General features: G+C 71.3%; 13 protein-coding genes, 3 pseudogenes and 1 riboswitch. Of the genes and pseudogenes, 10 read left to right on the top strand and 6 right to left on the bottom strand.

What is annotated here, in order from left to right; genetic code table 11:
- The first annotated feature begins 135 nt into the window (after positions 1 to 135).
- The 6 genes from SCMU_RS17740 to mnhG are packed head-to-tail and all read left to right on the top strand — an operon-like array spanning position 136 to position 6,523.
- Positions 136 to 3,204 carry a Na+/H+ antiporter subunit A gene (locus tag SCMU_RS17740; protein ID WP_229230412.1) on the top strand — a complete coding sequence of 1,023 codons (3,069 nt, stop codon included), beginning with the start codon at positions 136 to 138 and terminating at the stop codon, positions 3,202 to 3,204.
- Complete coding sequence (locus SCMU_RS17735; RefSeq protein ID WP_229230411.1) at positions 3,201 to 3,707, top strand: Na(+)/H(+) antiporter subunit C; 507 nt, start codon at positions 3,201 to 3,203, stop codon at positions 3,705 to 3,707. Before SCMU_RS17740 ends, SCMU_RS17735 begins: the two co-directional genes overlap by 4 nt.
- Entirely contained in the window at positions 3,704 to 5,287 is a 1,584-nt protein-coding gene (locus SCMU_RS17730; protein WP_229230410.1) for a Na+/H+ antiporter subunit D, read from the top strand. The genes SCMU_RS17735 and SCMU_RS17730 overlap by 4 nt, the downstream gene beginning before the upstream one ends.
- Positions 5,284 to 5,871: a Na+/H+ antiporter subunit E gene (locus SCMU_RS17725; protein ID WP_229230409.1), complete on the top strand. Its 588-nt coding sequence runs from the start codon at positions 5,284 to 5,286 to the stop codon at positions 5,869 to 5,871. The genes SCMU_RS17730 and SCMU_RS17725 overlap by 4 nt, the downstream gene beginning before the upstream one ends.
- A gap of 11 nt (positions 5,872 to 5,882) precedes the next feature.
- Positions 5,883 to 6,146 (top strand): MrpF/PhaF family protein, encoded by a 264-nt coding sequence (locus SCMU_RS17720; RefSeq protein WP_443020345.1) that lies wholly within the window; start codon positions 5,883 to 5,885, stop codon positions 6,144 to 6,146.
- The gene (mnhG, locus tag SCMU_RS17715) at positions 6,143 to 6,523 is read left to right on the top strand and encodes a monovalent cation/H(+) antiporter subunit G (protein ID WP_229230407.1); all 381 of its coding nucleotides are present in this window, start codon (positions 6,143 to 6,145) and stop codon (positions 6,521 to 6,523) included. The genes SCMU_RS17720 and mnhG overlap by 4 nt, the downstream gene beginning before the upstream one ends.
- Positions 6,524 to 6,583: 60 nt before the next feature.
- On the opposite strand, the gene SCMU_RS17710 is transcribed toward mnhG, so the two are convergent.
- From SCMU_RS17710 to SCMU_RS17685, 6 genes and pseudogenes are all read right to left on the bottom strand, one after another.
- Complete coding sequence (locus SCMU_RS17710; protein ID WP_229229915.1) at positions 6,584 to 7,822, bottom strand: IS110 family RNA-guided transposase; 1,239 nt, start codon at positions 7,820 to 7,822, stop codon at positions 6,584 to 6,586.
- A gap of 88 nt (positions 7,823 to 7,910) precedes the next feature.
- Positions 7,911 to 8,447, bottom strand: a pseudogene (locus tag SCMU_RS17705) (transposase); the annotation flags it as partial.
- Between the two features lie 86 nt (positions 8,448 to 8,533).
- Complete coding sequence (locus SCMU_RS17700; protein WP_229230406.1) at positions 8,534 to 9,103, bottom strand: transposase; 570 nt, start codon at positions 9,101 to 9,103, stop codon at positions 8,534 to 8,536.
- Positions 9,104 to 9,396: 293 nt separating this feature from the next.
- Positions 9,397 to 9,846, bottom strand: a pseudogene (locus SCMU_RS17695) (IS110 family transposase); the annotation flags it as partial.
- Positions 9,847 to 10,083: 237 nt separating this feature from the next.
- A pseudogene (locus SCMU_RS17690) lies at positions 10,084 to 10,926 on the bottom strand (IS256 family transposase); the annotation flags it as partial.
- Positions 10,927 to 11,710: 784 nt separating this feature from the next.
- Complete coding sequence (locus SCMU_RS17685; RefSeq protein WP_229230405.1) at positions 11,711 to 11,971, bottom strand: DUF4235 domain-containing protein; 261 nt, start codon at positions 11,969 to 11,971, stop codon at positions 11,711 to 11,713.
- Between the two features lie 36 nt (positions 11,972 to 12,007).
- Positions 12,008 to 12,143: riboswitch (TPP riboswitch) on the top strand.
- Between the two features lie 42 nt (positions 12,144 to 12,185).
- Between SCMU_RS17685 and SCMU_RS17680 the strand changes: the two genes are divergently transcribed.
- The 4 genes from SCMU_RS17680 to SCMU_RS17665 all read left to right on the top strand — a co-directional run bounded on the left by SCMU_RS17680 (position 12,186) and on the right by SCMU_RS17665 (position 15,668).
- Entirely contained in the window at positions 12,186 to 12,794 is a 609-nt protein-coding gene (locus tag SCMU_RS17680) for an ECF transporter S component (RefSeq protein WP_229230404.1), read from the top strand.
- A 1-nt stretch (position 12,795) separates the two neighbouring features.
- Positions 12,796 to 14,346 (top strand): ABC transporter ATP-binding protein, encoded by a 1,551-nt coding sequence (locus tag SCMU_RS17675; RefSeq protein ID WP_229230403.1) that lies wholly within the window; start codon positions 12,796 to 12,798, stop codon positions 14,344 to 14,346.
- A gap of 35 nt (positions 14,347 to 14,381) precedes the next feature.
- Complete coding sequence (locus SCMU_RS17670; RefSeq protein WP_443020344.1) at positions 14,382 to 15,185, top strand: energy-coupling factor transporter transmembrane component T family protein; 804 nt, start codon at positions 14,382 to 14,384, stop codon at positions 15,183 to 15,185.
- Positions 15,186 to 15,284: 99 nt separating this feature from the next.
- Complete coding sequence (locus SCMU_RS17665) at positions 15,285 to 15,668, top strand: VOC family protein (RefSeq protein WP_229230401.1); 384 nt, start codon at positions 15,285 to 15,287, stop codon at positions 15,666 to 15,668.
- Positions 15,669 to 15,727: the final 59 nt, after the last annotated feature.

Genomic DNA, 15,727 nt, shown 5'->3' with positions numbered 1-15,727 from the left:
ACTCTATCCGCTGCGGGCGCGCGCTGGGCGCCGTCCGGCGACCGCGGATTGATAGACTGCCGGGACCGAACCCAACCGATATGCCGCCACACCCAACGCCATCACAATTGAACTTTCAACCGAGCGGAGTCCCCTGTGCTGCCAGTCCTCGCCCTGCACTTCGTAGTGGCGGCCGGCGCGCCCTGGATCTTCCGCTGGATGGGACGATCGGCGTTCTTCCTGCTCGCGGCTGTCCCGGCCGGCTCCCTCGTGTGGCTCGCCTTCCAGCACAACGCGGCGTACGACGCCGGCCCGGTCGCCTCGGCCGCGACCGCCGCCGCTGCGAACGGGCCGCCACAGGCCGCGCGCGGCATCGTGGAAGCATGGGACTTCATCCCCACGCTCGGTGTACAGATCGCGTTCCGCCTGGACCCGCTCGCGTGGGTGCTCTGCCTGCTCGTGCTGGGGGTGGGCGCGCTAGTCCTGCTGTACTGCGCGCGCTACTTCAAGGGCGATGACGAGGGCCTGGGCGGCTTCGGGGGCCAGATGCTCGCGTTCGCGGGCGCGATGTTCGGCCTCGTCACCGCGGACGACCTCATCGTCCTGTTCATCTTCTGGGAACTGACCACCGTCCTGTCCTACCTGCTCATCGGGTATGCGAACGTGCGGCTCTCGGCCCGGCGCTCGGCCCTGCAGGCGCTCATCGTCACGACCGCCGGTGGCCTCGCGATGCTCGTGGGCCTCATCCTCCTCGGCGAGGCGGCGGGGACGTACCGGGTCTCGGGGGTCCTCGAGCGCGCGCCGGCGCTCGTCGCGGACCCTGCGACGGCCGGCGTCGTCGCGGCGGGAGCGGTCCTGGTCCTCGTGGGCGCGCTGAGCAAGTCCGCCCTCGTCCCGTTCCACTTCTGGCTCCCGGCCGCGATGGCAGCCCCGACCCCCGTCTCGGCGTACCTGCACGCCGCCGCCATGGTCAAGGCGGGCGTCTACCTCGTGGCCCGCCTCGCTCCGGGCTTCGCCGAAACCGACTACTGGCAGCCCGTGGTCCTCGGGCTCGGCCTCGCCACGATGCTGCTGGGCGGGTATCGGTCGCTGCGGCAGATCGACATCAAGCTCATCCTCGCGTTCGGTACGGTGAGCCAGCTCGGGTTCATGATCGCGATCGTGGGCCTGGGGACCCCGGCCGCGGCGCTCGCCGGCCTGGCCATGGTGGTGGCGCACGCCCTCTTCAAGGCCGCCCTGTTCCTGGTGGTCGGCATCATCGACCACCAGACGGGCACCCGTGACCTCCGCAGGCTCTCCGGCGTCTACCGCCAGTCCCGCGCCCTCGCGGTGACGGCGGCCCTGGCCGCCGCCTCGATGGCCGGACTCCCGCTGTTCGGTGGATTCGTGGCCAAGGAGTCGGTCTTCGACGCGTTCGCCCACGCCCCGCTGCCCCCCGGCCTGATCGCCCTCATGCTCGCCGGCTTCGCGGTGGGATCCGCGCTCACCGTCGCGTACAGCGTGCGGTTCGTGTGGGGCGCGTTCGCCCGCAAGCGCGGCGTCGCGGACACGCCGTTCACGCCCATCACCCCGCTCTTCGTCGCCTCCCCGGCCATCCTCGCCGTCCTGGGCCTCGCGTACGGCGTGTGGCCGGCGCCCGTGGACTCATGGGTCGGCCCGTACGCCACGGAGGTCGCAGCGGGCGCCGCGGCCGCGACGCACGACGGCGCCGCGCAGCTGAGTGCCGTGCCGCACCTGGCGGCGTGGCACGGCGTCGGGCTCGCGCTCGTGCTCTCCGCCGCGGGCTGGGCCGTGGGCGCACTGCTCTTCTGGGCCCGCGTCTGGGTGACGCGCCTCCAGGCCCGGCTCGCCTCGCCGTTCGACGCAGAACGCGGGTACCGGGCGATCGTCGGCGCCGTGGATGACGTGGCCATCTGGGTCACCGGCCGCACCCAGCGCGGCTCGCTCTTCTTCTACCTCGCCGTGATCCTGGCCGTGGCCGCGCTCGTGCCGCTCTCGGCGCTCCTGGCCGGCCGCGTGATGCTGCCCGGCCCCGAAAGGCTCACGTTCGTCGACCCGGGCTCGCCCCTCGTCCCGGTCATCAGCGTCGCGATCGCGATTGGGGCGATCGCCGCGGTGCGGGCCAACAAGCGGTTCCTCGCCGTGCTCATGGTCTCCATCACCGGGTACGGGATCTCCCTCATCTTTGCCCTCCAGGGCGCGCCGGACCTCGCGGTGACGCAGATGCTGGTCGAGACGATCGTCCTCGTCGCGTTCGTCCTGGGCATGCGGAGCCTCCCGCCCCAGCTGCGTGACCGGACGGGCGGGAAGTACCGGGCCGTCCGCATCGTCATCGCCGTGGTGTTCGGCACGGTCATGGTCCTCGCCGGGCTCGCCGCCATGGACGCGCGCATCGCCGCCCCCGTCTCCCTGCAGTTCCCTGAGCTTGCCTACACGGGCGGCGGCGGGCTCAACATCGTCAACGTCACCCTCGTGGACATCAGGGCCTGGGACACCTTCGGCGAGATCTCCGTGCTCGCGCTCGCCGCGACCGGCGTCGCGAGCCTGATCTTCATCCGCCACAGCGGCCGCACCCTCGGGCAGGCCGCGGACGTCCCGACCGGCAGCATCGGGCGGATGCGCGGGGTCAAGGCCTCGCGAGGCGCGGCGGAGCTCTCTGTCGCCCGCACCTTCGCGACCATCGCGCGGGACCCCTGGCTCGTGGCCGGTCGGACCCTCGCTCCGGAGCGGCGCTCCATCATCTTCGAGGTCATCACGCGCCTCATCTTCCACTCCATGGTGGTGTTCTCCGTCTACGTGCTCCTGGCGGGCCACAACCTCCCCGGCGGAGGGTTCGCGGGCGGGCTCCTCGCGGGCCTCGCGCTCACCGTGAGGTATCTGGCCGGTGGCCGGTTCGAACTGCGCGAGGCCGCCTCGCTGAGCCCCGGTGTGCTCCTGGGTGTGGGCCTCGGCACCGCGGCGCTCTCCGGAGCCGTGCCTCTGGCCCTCGGCGGTCAGGTGTTCCAGAGCGCGATCATCGAGCTCTGGCTGCCCGTGTTCGGTGACGTGAAGTTCGTGACGTCCACGATCTTCGACATCGGGGTGTACCTCGTGGTGGTCGGGCTCGTCGTGGACGTGCTGCGGAGCCTCGGGTCACGGATCGACGAACACCTCGAGACGGGCGAGAGGGTGGCGGCGGGGGCAGCCCGGCGGCCCCGCGGCGACCACGAGGAGGCCTCGGCATGACCGTGAACGTGACCCTGACCATCATCGCGGGACTCCTGTTCGCGACCGGCATCTACCTCCTGCTGGAGCGGTCCCTCACCCGGGTCCTCCTCGGGCTCATGCTCCTGACCAACGGCGCCAACGTCCTCCTCCTGGCCACCGGCGGCGCCGCCGGCCTCGCCCCGCTCATCTCCAAGGGCACCGAACCGGCCGCGTACAACGACCCCCTCCCGCAGGCGCTCATCCTGACCTCCATCGTCATCTCCTTCGCCGTGACCGCGTTCATGCTCGCGCTCATCTACCGGACGTGGCAGCTCGGTCGGGCGGACGTGGTGGCCGACGACATCGAGGACCGCCGCGTCGCCGCCCAGCCCAGCTGGGACGCGGAGGACGACGCCGACGTCCCGGACGATCTGTCCGAGTTCCCCAGTCCTGAGGCCGCCGCGGCCGCCGACCAGGCCGCCCTGGCCACCAAAGACCCGAGAGCCCATGCCGACCAGCGGAAGGAGGCCGCGCGAGAGTGAACGTCACCGCATTGGCCCCGCTCGCCGTCGTCCTTCCCATCTTCGGCGCCGCGCTCGCGTTCCTGCTCCTGCGGCAGGAGCGGGCGCAGCGCACCGTGACCATCTCCGTCCTGACGCTCACACTCGGGCTCGAGTGCCTGCTCCTGGCGTCCGTGTGGGACGGCGGGACCACCGCCGTGACCATCGGCGGGTGGGCGCCCCCGTTCGGCATCACGATGGTGGTGGACCAGTTCTCCTCGCTCATGCTCGTCATCTCCACGACCGTGAGCCTCGCCGTGCTCGTCTACGCGACCGGGCAGGGCATGGCCGACGGCGACAAGGACGGACCCGTCTCCGTGTTCCACCCGAGCTACATGATCCTCGTGGCCGGAGTCTCCAACGCGTTCCTCGCCGGGGACCTGTTCAACCTGTACGTCGGGTTCGAGATCCTCCTGACCGCGAGCTACGTCCTCATGACCCTCGGCGGCACCGGGCCGCGCATCCGGGCCGGCGTGACGTACGTGGTGGTGAGCGTGGTCTCGTCCATGCTGTTCCTCGTCGCCATCGCGATGGTCTACGCGGCCGCGGGCACCGTGAACATGGCGGACCTCGCCGTGAAGCTCGGCCAGCTCGACCCGGGCATGCAGACACTCCTGCACGGGATGCTGCTCGTGGGCTTCGGCATCAAGGCCGCCGTGTTCCCGCTGTCCTTCTGGCTCCCCGACTCGTACCCCACGGCGCCTGCGCCGGTCACGGCGGTGTTCGCGGGCCTGCTGACCAAGGTCGGCGTGTACGCGATCATCCGCACGGAGACGCTCCTGTTCCCCGGGGACACGCTCAACACCCCGCTCATGGTGGTGGCCCTGGCCACGATGGTGGTGGGGATCCTCGGCGCGCTCGCGCAGACGGACATCAAGAGGCTCCTCTCGTTCACGCTCGTGAGCCACATCGGGTACATGGTCTTCGGAGCGGCGATGAGCTCCGTCCTCGGGCTCGCGGCGGCCGTGTACTACGTGGTGCACCACATCACCGTCCAGACCTCGCTCTTCCTCGTCGCCGGCCTCGTGGAGCGGCGCGGAGGGTCATCGTCGTTCGACCGGCTCGGCGGCCTCGCTAAGCTCTCGCCCCTGCTCGCGCTGCTGTACTTCCTGCCTGCCATGAATCTCTCCGGCATCCCGCCGCTGTCCGGGTTCCTCGGCAAGCTCGGGCTGCTGCAGGCAGGCGTGCAGCTGGGCACGCCGCTCGCGCTCGTGCTCGTGGGCGCCGGCGTCGTCGTCAGCCTGCTGACGCTGCTCGCGATGGCCCGGGTCTGGAGCCGCGCGTTCTGGCGCCGAGCGGAGGACGCCGAGGCCCCCGCCCCGGCCCTGCTCAAGCCCGCCGCTGCCCACGCGCTGCCCAAGTCGATGGTCGGCGCGACGGCGGGGCTCGTCGTCGTGGGTCTGGCCCTCACCGTGTTCGCCGGGCCGTTGTTCCGGGTCAGCGAGGAGGCGGCGCGGGAGATGGTGGGCCGCACCGCATACATCTCCGCGGTGCTCGGCCCCGAGGCGGCGGCCGCCGCGCAGGCGCAGTTCACCCCTCCCGTCGAGGCAGGCACCCGGTGAGGCGGCCCAGGACGTCGCTGCGGATCGAGCTGCCGCTGCTGGGGTGGCTCGTCCTCGTGTGGGCGGCGCTGTGGCAGGACTTCTCGCCCGGGAACCTCGTGTTCGGTGCGCTCGTCGCGCTCGTGGTGACGCGTGTGTTCTACCTGCCGCCGGTCGAGCTGAGCGGCCGGTTCAACGTGCTGCACGCCGTGCGGTATGCGTTCGTGTTCGTGTGGCACGTGATCGTGGCGAGCGTCCAGCTGGCGTGGCTTGCCATCGCCAAGGGGCCACGGGTGCGCAGCGCCGTGGTCGCGGTGCCGCTGCGCAGCCACGCCGACCTCATGGTCACGGCCACGGGCCACGTCATCTCGCTCGTGCCGGGCTCGCTCGTCGTGGACGTGGACCGTGCCAACGCGACCCTCTACGTCCACTACATCGACATCGAGGACGCCGCCGGCGCCGACCGGGTGCGGCGCGAGGTCCTCGGCGTCGAGGCGGAGCTCATCCGCATCATGGGCACCAAGGAGGAGCTGGCGCTCGTGACCGAGGAGCAGCATCTCGACCGGATGATGTCCGCCGAGCCCGGGGAAGGGGGGATCCGGTGAGCGCGCTCGTGATGCCGTGGGTGCTGGGGATCTGCTGCGTGGTGCTCTCGCTCGCAGCCTTCGGCGCGATCATCCGGATGATCAAAGGCCCTGCCCTCCTGGACCGCGTCCTCGCCGCGGACGTGCTGCTCGCGGTCGTGGCGGCGGCCCTGGCCATCGACATGGCCGCGAACCGGCACACGAACCACATGGCCCTGATCGTGGCGATCACGCTCATCGGCTTCATCGGGTCCGTCACCGTGGCCAGGTTCGTGCAGGAGAGGAGGCGCCCGTGAGCCCCGACACCCTCGATGCCGTCCTCACCTGGACCGCGGGCGTGCTCATGGTCCTCGGCTCGCTCATGTCCCTCGCAGCTGCGATCGGGCTCCTGCGCTACCCCGACCTGATCACGCGCATGCACGCCGCGACGAAGCTCCAGGTCCTCGGCTCGCTGCTGCTGCTCACCGCCGTCGCGTTGCAGTGGCGGTCCTGGACGCTCGTGCCACTGCTCGTGGTCGCGTGGATCTTCCAGCTGCTCACGGCGCCCGTCTCCGCGCACATGGTGGGCCGGGCCGGCTACCGCACCAAGCACTACGACCGCTCGCACCTCTCCGTGGACGAGCTCGAGGAGGTCGTGGCCCGGGTCGAGCGCGAGCACGAAGCCGACGGCTGACCCCTGGGCCCTGAGGGTCACCTTCTGACGCGAAGGTTCCGGTGGGGTGTGCTCGTTGGGTTATGAGGCGTGGTCGAGGGTGACGTTGTATCCGAGGGCCTGTAGCTGGTGGATGGCGCGGTTCTTGGCGCGGTCGGGGTGGTTGCGGGTGTAGTAGTCGGGGCCGGGGTCCTGGTAGAGGGTGCCGGTGGTGCCCATGTGCCAGATTGTGACCAGGAGCGTGTGCTCGAGTGCGACGATGGCCCTCATCGGGCCGCGGCGGGCGGCGATGCGGCGGTATTTGGCGTGGAGGTAGGTGCCGGGGTGGTTCGCGCAGACCATGGCGAAGATGCCCAGGGCTCCCAGGAGGTAGGGGTTGCCGGGGCGGGTGCGGGAGGACTTGACCCTGCCGGCGGATTCGTTGTTCCCCGGGGCGGTGCCGGCCCAGGAGGCCAGGTGCTCGGCGGTGGGGAAGCGGGACATGTCCGCGCCGGTCTCGGCGACGATGACGTCGGCGATCGTGGTGCTGATCCCCGGGATGGTGGTGATCAGGTCGTGGAAGCCGCGAAAGGGCTCCATGAGCGCCTCGATCTGTGCGGTGAGGGTCTCGATCGCGGCGGTGTGCTGGTCGATCAGGTCCAGGTGGATCCGGGCCAGGAAGGCGTGGTGGGCGGTGAACCGGCCGGTCAGGGCCTCGGTCAGGGCTGGGATCTTGGGCCTGAGGCTGGTCCTGGCCAGCTCCGCCATGGCCCCGGGGTCGGTGTTGCCGGTGATCAGGGCCTCGAGCATGGCCCGCCCGGAGACCCCGAGGATGTCCGTGGCGACGGAGGAGAGCTTGATCCCGGCGTCCTCCAGGAGCTTCTCCAGTCGCTGGGCCTCCCGGGCCCGGTCGCGGGTGATCGCGGTGCGGGTCCGGGTCAGGTCGCGCAGCTGGCGGATCGGGGCCGGGGGGACGAGCGAGGCCCGCACGAGCCCGTGCGCGCCGAGCTGGGCCAGCCAGGTCGCGTCGGCCACGTCGGTCTTCCTTCCCGGGACGTTCTTCACCTGCCGGGCGTTGACCAGCATGACCTCGACCCCGGGCAGGTCCTCGAGGAGGTAGTAGAACGGCTTCCAGTAGTCGCTGGTGGCCTCCATGACCACGCACGTGACCTGCTGCTGGGCGAGGTGTTCGCGCAGGGCCAGGATCTGACCGGTCATGGAGGACCATGTCGTGACCGTCTCGACGGCCTTGGCGCGGCCCGTCCCGGCGATGCGGACGCAGACCTTCGCGTCCCGCTTGGAGATGTCGATTCCCGCGCACCGGGGATGGAGGAGTTCCATCGCCTGGCTCCTTTCCGATCGGAATGGCGTCCGCCGCGGGGAGGAGCGTGTCAAGTTGTTTGTGTGAGTGGTCGGTCTCCGGTTTGGTTCAGAGGTAGGGGTTGATGCGTTCGGGGTAGGCCAGGGCGAGCTGGGCCAGGGCCTGCTTCCAGTTCGTGGTGACCTGGCCTTGGACGAGGCGCCCGTCGGCCTTGCGCCGGTGTGCGGGCAGTCCGCGCTCCTTGGCCCGTTGGCGGGCGCGCTTGTCCTCGATGTTGCAGATCGCGAGCCAGAGCAGCTTCACGACCGCGTCGTCGGAGGGGAAGTGGCCGCGGTTCTTGATGACCTTGCGCAGCTGGTAGTTCAGCGACTCGATCGCGTTGGTGGTGTAGATGACCCGGCGCAGCATCGGCGGGAACGCCAGGAACGGGATGAACCGCTCCCAGGCGTCCTGGAACGCCCGGACCGTGTTGGGGTTCTTCTTCCCCAGCTCGGAGGCCGCGAACTCCTCAAGGGCCGCCTTCGCGGCGGCCTCGTTCGGGGCCTGATAGACCGTCTTGAGGGCCGCGGCGACGGCCTTGCGCTGGCCGTAGGCCACGAACCGCATCGAGGCCCGGATCAGGTGCACCACGCAGACTCCCGCTGTCAACCCCTGGGGTCCGGATGGGGGTCGCGGGGGGCAGGGCTGATCGGCGGGCGGGGGCTTCCCGTCCGCTGGGGGTGTGCGTGGGCTCAGCTCGCGGCGGGCAGTGCCAGGTGTTCCTCTGCGGTGCGCTGGGGGATGGGGCCGGTGTCCTGGGCGTGGTCGGCGGCTTCGAGGGCCTGCCGGCGTAGGGGGTGCAGGGCCGGGTCGTATTCGGTGCGGTCGTGCCAGCAGCGCCAGAGGATGCGGACCCAGCGGGCTGCGACGCCGCGCAGTGCGCGGTGGTGGCCTTGGCCTGCGGCCCGGGCCCTTCGGTAGTGCTCGCCGGTGAAGTGGGGGTCCTCGCGGACGGCGACGAAGGCCCACCAGTCGATCGCGTGGCGCATGCGCTTGTTCGCCGCGTAGCGGAAGCGGACCTGGCGGGTGCGCCCGGAGGCGCGGGTGACGGGAGCGAGCCCGGTCTCGGCCAGCAGCGACGCCGCGGAGGGGTACCGGTCGCGGTCCTCGCCCATCCCTGCCAGGAGGGTCGCGGCGGTGACGGGGCCGACGCCGGGGAAGGCGGTGAAGATCCGGGTGTCGGGGTGGGCGGCGAGCAGTGCCCGGATCTCGGTGTCGTATTCGCGCAGGTGCCCGTTGAGCAGGGAGAGCTCCTCGGCCATCCGCACTGCGGTGAACGCCCGGCCGGCGCTGGTGCCCTCGCCCGCGGCGAGCAGGTGGGGCGGAGGCGTTCCACGAGGGTCTCGGCGCTGGTGCGCCCGGAGTAGCCGTGGGCGGTGATGAAGGCGTCCATGCGCTTGACCCCGACGCGGGCGGCCTGGGCGGGCTGTGGGTAGCGCCTGATGAACTGCAGGGAGATGTCCCGGTCGAGGCTGGAGAACAGGTGCAGGACCGCAGGGTTGTAGGACTCCATCACCGCCCGGAGCTGGTTCTCCAGGTCGCGCTGGCGCCACACGAGCCGCTCGCGGTCGCGGATCACGGCGCGCAGGCGCATCAGGGTCTGGGACGCGGGTCGGATCGGGCGCCAATGGGTGTGTTCGTGGCGGAGGCTGTCGGCCAGGACGAAGGCGTCGAACGCGTCGGACTTCTTCGCGGCCATCCGGTAGCGCTCCCGGGACCGGGCGGAGACCTTCGGGGAGATGCAGTAGACCTCCACGGCCAGCTCGAGCAGCCGCTCGACCAGGAGCCCTTCGGCGCGTTCGATGGCGACCCGGACCACGCCAGCGACCGCGGCAAGGGCGGCGCACAGCCCGGCAAGGCCTTCGACGGTGTGCGGGAAGCGCTTCTGCAGCAGCGTGGCCCCGGTCGAGTCGACGAGGCAGAGCTGGTGGAACGCACCGCCCCAGTCCACGCCGGCGAACACCTCGGGGGTCCCGGCAGCGGTAGCCAGTTCAGTACTTGTCATACCGCAGGTCCTTCCTCTCGGACTGAACCCACCTGTGCCGGGGATGCGCGGCAGCCTCGCGTCAGGACCTCATCTCGGCGATCGCCGCACCGGCGTCGCATCTCCCGCTGGCTGATTCACGATTCTGCCCCGCGGCGGCCGAACGGGTCTGCATGTGGGCCTCGAGGGCGACGCGTCTGCAAGGGTTCTGACCGCCACGGCGCAGGTGGCTGGCCGAACGGTTCGGCCACCGCCATTGTGGACAGATGAGGTCTGCACCAGCGACTCGGGCCAGGTTGCCTCGATCGCCTCGGGGAAGCCGGTGAGCCCGTCGCAGCAGACGATGAGTACGTCCCGGACGCCGCGGTTGGCCAGCTCGGCGCATACCCCGGCCCAGAACTTCGCGCCCTCGGCGGCCTGGACCCAGATCCCGAGCACGTGCTTGATCCCGTCCATGTCCACCCCGACCGCGATGTGCGCGGCCTTGTTGCGCACGTGCGCCCCGTCGCGGACCTTGACCACGATCGCGTCCAGGTAGATGACCGGGTAGAAGGACTCCAGCGGCCGGCGCTGCCAGGCCAGGACCTCGTCCAGGACCTCGTCGGTGACCTTGGAGATCGTCTCGCGGCTGACCTCGGTGCCGACCGTGGAGACGAGGTGATGCTCGATGTCGCGCACCGTCATCCCGCCCGCGTACAGGGAGATGATCATGTCATCGAGCCCGGACAGGCGCCGGGCGCCCTTGGGCACGAGCATCGGTGTGAAGGTCCCGTCCCGGTCCCGCGGGACCGCGAGCTCCACGTCCCCGGCGATCGTGCCGACAGTCTTCGGGAACGAGCCGTTGCGCGAGTTCGGGAACAGCGCCGCGTCCGGGTCGCCCTTCTCGTACCCGAGGTGGTCCGACAGCTCGGCCTGCATCCCGCGCTCGAGGCCGGCCTTGATCAGCTGCTGGATCAGCCCGTCCCTGCCCTCGAGCTGGACCTGCCCGGCATCGATCATCGAGTACAGCTCATCCAGCGCCCCCGACGCCTCGAGCGCTTCCACGCCCTCACGCTGGGCCCTGCGGCGCTCCTGCCGCTCTTCCTTGCTGACCATGCTCATCAGTGTCTCGGCTTTCTGTCAGGGACACCGCCCTCACACAAACCATCTGACACCCTCGCGGGGAGGGCAGGAGAGATTCGGAAGTCTGACGCTCGGGCTCAAAGGCACCAATCCACGGTTCCCGCGGAGGCCCTCCGCCACCATGCTGGAGGACAGGCTCACCGGCACCACAGAAGGTTCGGGGTCGACCGCGACGGACACCCCCAGCATCCATCCCGCACACACACGGCGCAACCACCGGCCACGCACGAACCTTCGCGCACCACGGTGCGCCCCGCAGGCGGCGCCCCCATGCTGGGGGTCAGGTCCTGCGGGGCACCTCCCGCGGGTCAGGGGTGCCGTATTCCCCGGCTTTCGGATGACGCCCGTGACGACACGCCGAGGAACCTGCCGACACGCCGTGACTTGATGCCTAAAGCTGGGGAATTTCCCACGTGGGCAACGGATGTGTGGGCGACGCGGGAGGCGCGCTTGGCGCACGACGGCGAGTGGCGGCGTCGTGCGCGGATGTCACCCGCGTGCGCGGACGTCACCTGGGCGTGCCTCGTGCCCGAATTCTGGGAGGCACCTTCTGGGAGTCACGTCCTGACGGTCAACTCCCGTCGTTGGGGAGCTCCCCGGCTTTGGAGTGGGCGCGGGCGGGACACGCGGACACGATCGTGCGACACGCCGTGAGTTGAAGACTAAAGCTGGGGACAAGCGCAGCACCCACATCAACTGACCCCCGGAAGGGGACCCCAGACGGTGACCCCCGGAAGGCGACCCCCAGACCCGGGGGCGGGGGTCAGGTGAGCTCAGGCGTCTTCTTGAAGTTCGCGATGGCCCGCTGCGTGTAGCGCTGGGTGAAGGTCTGGATCACGGCACCGACGCCCGCCGAGACGAGGGCGAACACGAGCGTGTCCCGCAGGCTCTCCTCGAGATTCGTCGCGTCCTTCGGGGGCTTGTTCCCGGTGCTCTTCTCCCAGGCGAAGTCCACGAGCTTGGTGGCGACGATGCCCGCACCGATGCTGATTGCCGTGCCGAGGAGCTTGATGAGGATGCTCATGGTGGCCAGCCTAACGTGCCGCGCTAGACTGATGGGACCAAACGACAGGGGAGCGTCGCCCCACACCGCCATCAGGCGGCTGCGGAGCATAGGGCGCTGAGAGTGCGGGCTACCGCAGACCCTCGAACCTGCTCCGGCTAGTACCGGCGAAGGGAGTCGAGTTCTCAAGGCAGTCGCGGCTGCCCTCCCCTCCTGAACACAGGAGGACACACCAATGTCTGGAACCACCACTTCTGGGTCCACCGCGCCGGCCAAGTACAGCTGGCGGGTGGTCGACATCGTCGTCGCCGCAGTCGTCTCCGTGGCGTGCGGCGTCATCTTCTGGCTCTGGGACCAGGGCTACGTCGGGGTGCAGGCGGCCACAGCCGCGTTTGCCCCGCTCGGCGGCCTGTACGCGGGCGGCTGGGTCATCGCCGGGGTCCTCGGAGGACTGATCATCCGCAAGCCGGGCGCCGCGCTGTTCTGCGAGATCCTCGCCGCCGTGGTCGAGGCTCTGCTGGGCTCACAGTTCGGCCTCGCCGTGCTGCTCTCGGGCCTCGTGCAGGGCGCCGGCGCGGAGCTCGCATTCGCCGCGTTCCGCTACCGTCGCTGGAACCTGGGCGTCGCGCTCCTGGCCGGGGCGCTCTCGGGCCTCGCGCTGGGCGTCTCCGAGGTCATCATCTACTTCCCCGAGTGGGAGGCCGGATGGCAGGCCGTGTACGTGGTCCTCGCGGTCATCTCGGGCACGGTCATTGCGGGCCTGCTGAGCTGGCTCGCCGTCAAGGGGCTGGCGAAGACGGGCGCCCTCTCGGCCTTCGCGGCCGGCCGCGCCGCGGACGTCTGAGATGCGGCCGGGGAGCAGGGGCCCCGCAGGAGCGGGCCGGCCCGCGGCCGTCAGCGCCCGCGGCTGGGGCTGGCGCCACGCGGGCCGGAAGGCGTTCGCCGTCTGCGGCGTGGACCTGGACATCGCCCCGGGCGAGCGCGTCCTGCTGCTCGGCGCGTCCGGCGCGGGCAAGTCAACGCTCCTCCACGCCCTCGCCGGGGTCCTCGGCGCGGCGGAGGAGGGCGAGGAGCGCGGCGCCCTCACGGTCGACGGCGTCCCCGCACCCCAGGCGCGCGGCCGCGCCGGGCTCGTCCTGCAGGACCCGGACGGGCAGATCGCGATGGCCCGCGTGGGCGACGAGGTCGCCTTCGGCTGCGAGAACCTCGCCGTCCCCCGCGATGACATCTGGCCGCGCGTGCACCGCGCCCTCGACGACGTGGGCCTCGCAGTCCCCCTCGACCACCCCACCTCTGCCCTCTCCGGCGGCCAGAAGCAGCGCCTCGCGCTCGCGGGGATCCTCGCGATGGAGCCCGGCCTCGTGCTCCTCGACGAGCCCACCGCCAACCTCGACCCGGCCGGCGTCACGGAGGTCCGCGAGGCCGTGCGCCGCAGCCTCGACCGCACCGGCGCGACCCTCGTGGTCGTCGAGCACCGCGTCTCGGTCTGGGCCGAGCTCGTGGACCGGGTCGTGGTGCTCGACGCGGCCGGGGGAGTCGCGGCCGACGGCGCACCCGGCGCTGTCCTCGCCGACCCCGACGCACGACGCCGGCTGGCCGCCTCAGGCGTCTGGGTCCCGGGCTGGCACCCGCTCACCGGGGAGGCGCCCGCGCGTCCGCTGCGTCCGGGGCCTCGGGCGTCCCGTGCCGGGGGCGCCGCCGGGGAGCTCCTCGCCGCCGGAGCGCTCGCCGTCGGCCGCTCCAGGAAGCAGCCGCCGGTGGTGGCCGGCATCGATCTGGCCCTCGGCGCGGGCCGCGCCGTGAGCGTCACCGGACCGAACGGCGCCGGGAAGTCCACGCTCGCGCTCACCCTCGCGGGCCTGCTGCCGAAGGTGGGAGGTCGGCTCGAGGCGCTTGCGCCGCTCGCGCGCGGGGCCGGGCCGAGCCCGCACCGGTGGCGCTCGAGCGAGCTCGTGACGCGGATCGGCAGCGTGTTCCAGGAGCCCGAGCACCAGTTCCTCACCCCGCGCGTGATCGACGAGCTCGAGTTCGGCCCCCGCCGCGTCGCCCGGATGGGGGAGACGGAGGTGCGTGCCGCCGTCGACCCCCTGCTCGAGCGGCTGCGGCTGTCCCGGCTCGCCGGCGCCAACCCGTTCACGCTCTCTGGCGGGGAGAAGCGCCGGCTCTCGGTCGCGACGATGCTGGCCACGGGTCCGAGCATCCTCATGCTCGACGAGCCCACGTTCGGCCAGGACGCCCTGACGTGGGCGGAGCTCGTCAAGCTCCTCGCCGAGCTCCTCGACTCAGGCACGTCTCTGCTCGCAGTGACCCACGACGAGGACTTCACCACGGCCCTTGCCGATTCCGTCTACCGAGTGGACTCCGGCCGCGCCGCGCTCGTGGGGGCCGCCGCGTGAGCACCGGAACTGCAGGCAGCGCGGGCGCCGCAGGCATCCTGACGCCCGACGTCGCGAACTCGCCGCTCGCGCGCGCCAACCCCGTGGCGAAGCTCGCCGCAGGTCTGTGCATCACGATCGCGCTCCTGTTCAGCGTGGACTGGGTGTCCGCTTCCGTGGCGCTTGTGTGCGAGCTTGCGCTCGTGCCGCTGCTCGGCGTCCGGCCGAGCACGCTCGTGAGGCGCACGTGGCCCCTCATCGCGGCCGCTGCCCTCGCGGCCTACTCGACCGCGCTCCTGGGCGCCAAGACGGGTCCTGTCTGGCTGCAGATCGGGCCGGTGACGTTCACGGAGCACTCTGTTCTCGCCGGGGTCGCGATTGGGCTGCGCGGTCTCGCGATCGCCCTGCCGGGCGTGTTCCTCCTCTTCTCCACTGATCCCACCGACCTCGCCGACGGGCTCGCGCAGAAGCTGCGGCTGCCGAGCCGGTTCGTGCTCGGCGCGCTCGCGGGCATGAGGCTCGTGGGGCTGCTCGTCGAGGAGTGGCGCACTCTCGGGCTCGCGCGGCGGGCCCGGGGGGTGGGGAGCGGGCATAGCCCCGTGGACCGGTTCCGCGCGTTCCTCGGGCAGGCGTTCGCGCTGCTGGTGCAGGCGATCCGCCGGGCCACCCGCCTCGCCGTGGCGATGGAGGCCCGCGGGTTCGGCGGCATGGTGGACGGGCGCCCGGCCCCGCGGACGTGGGCCCGCGAATCGAGCTTCTCGCGCCTCGATGCCTGGGTTGTCGTGGTCGGGGCGGGCGTTGCGGCGCTCGCGGTGGGCGCTGCCGTCGTGGCCGGGACCTGGAACGTCGTCTGGGGCTAGCGCGGTGCGGGGCTCTCGCCTTGTGCCGGGGCTGGTGCCGGGGCGCGCGGGCGTGGGATCGTGTGGTGTGGGAGGAGCCCCGCCACCCAAGGAGACATCATGTTCCAGCCGACCGCCTCGTTCTCCAGCTTCAGCGTCGACGACGTGGAGAAGGCCCGCGCCTTCTACGGCGGCACCCTGGGCTTCCAGGTCGCGGACCAGATGGGCGGGCTGAACATCACCCTGCCCGGCGGCCAGAGGGTCTACGCGTACCCGAAGCCGAACCACGAGCCCGCGACGTTCACCGTGCTCAACTTCCAGGTGGATGACCTCGACGCCGGGATCGCGCAGCTTGCAGAGCTCGGGGTCAGTCTCGAGAAGTATCCCGCCACACCCGAGATGCCGGTCGACGAGAACGGCGTGCTGCGGGACCCGGAGAGCGGGATGGGCATTGCTTGGTTCAAGGATCCTGCCGGGAACGTTCTGTCCGTCATGTCCCAGTAGCCACAGGGTTATCTCATGAGTCTTGGGTTACCGGCCGGTCGGTCCGGCGGCGACGGGTA

This window comes from Sinomonas cyclohexanicum, from assembly GCF_020886775.1.
Classification (GTDB): Bacteria; Actinomycetota; Actinomycetes; order Actinomycetales; family Micrococcaceae; genus Sinomonas; species Sinomonas cyclohexanicum.
The sequence above is the reverse complement of the archived record's forward strand: the minus strand, read 5'-3'. Positions and strand labels throughout refer to the sequence as shown.

What these genes read in the sequence shown, in the direction of transcription:
- SCMU_RS17735 (WP_229230411.1), top strand. Translation starts at nt 3,201, where the DNA reads ATGACCGTGAACGTGACCCTGACCATCATCGCGGGACTCCTGTTCGCG.
- SCMU_RS17720 (WP_443020345.1), top strand. Translation starts at nt 5,883, where the DNA reads ATGCCGTGGGTGCTGGGGATCTGCTGCGTGGTGCTCTCGCTCGCAGCC.
- SCMU_RS17710 (WP_229229915.1), bottom strand. Translation starts at nt 7,822, where the DNA reads ATGGAACTCCTCCATCCCCGGTGCGCGGGAATCGACATCTCCAAGCGG.
- SCMU_RS17700 (WP_229230406.1), bottom strand. Translation starts at nt 9,103, where the DNA reads ATGGCCGAGGAGCTCTCCCTGCTCAACGGGCACCTGCGCGAATACGAC.
- SCMU_RS17685 (WP_229230405.1), bottom strand. Translation starts at nt 11,971, where the DNA reads ATGAGCATCCTCATCAAGCTCCTCGGCACGGCAATCAGCATCGGTGCG.
- SCMU_RS17680 (WP_229230404.1), top strand. Translation starts at nt 12,186, where the DNA reads ATGTCTGGAACCACCACTTCTGGGTCCACCGCGCCGGCCAAGTACAGC.
- SCMU_RS17675 (WP_229230403.1), top strand. Translation starts at nt 12,796, where the DNA reads ATGCGGCCGGGGAGCAGGGGCCCCGCAGGAGCGGGCCGGCCCGCGGCC.
- SCMU_RS17665 (WP_229230401.1), top strand. Translation starts at nt 15,285, where the DNA reads ATGTTCCAGCCGACCGCCTCGTTCTCCAGCTTCAGCGTCGACGACGTG.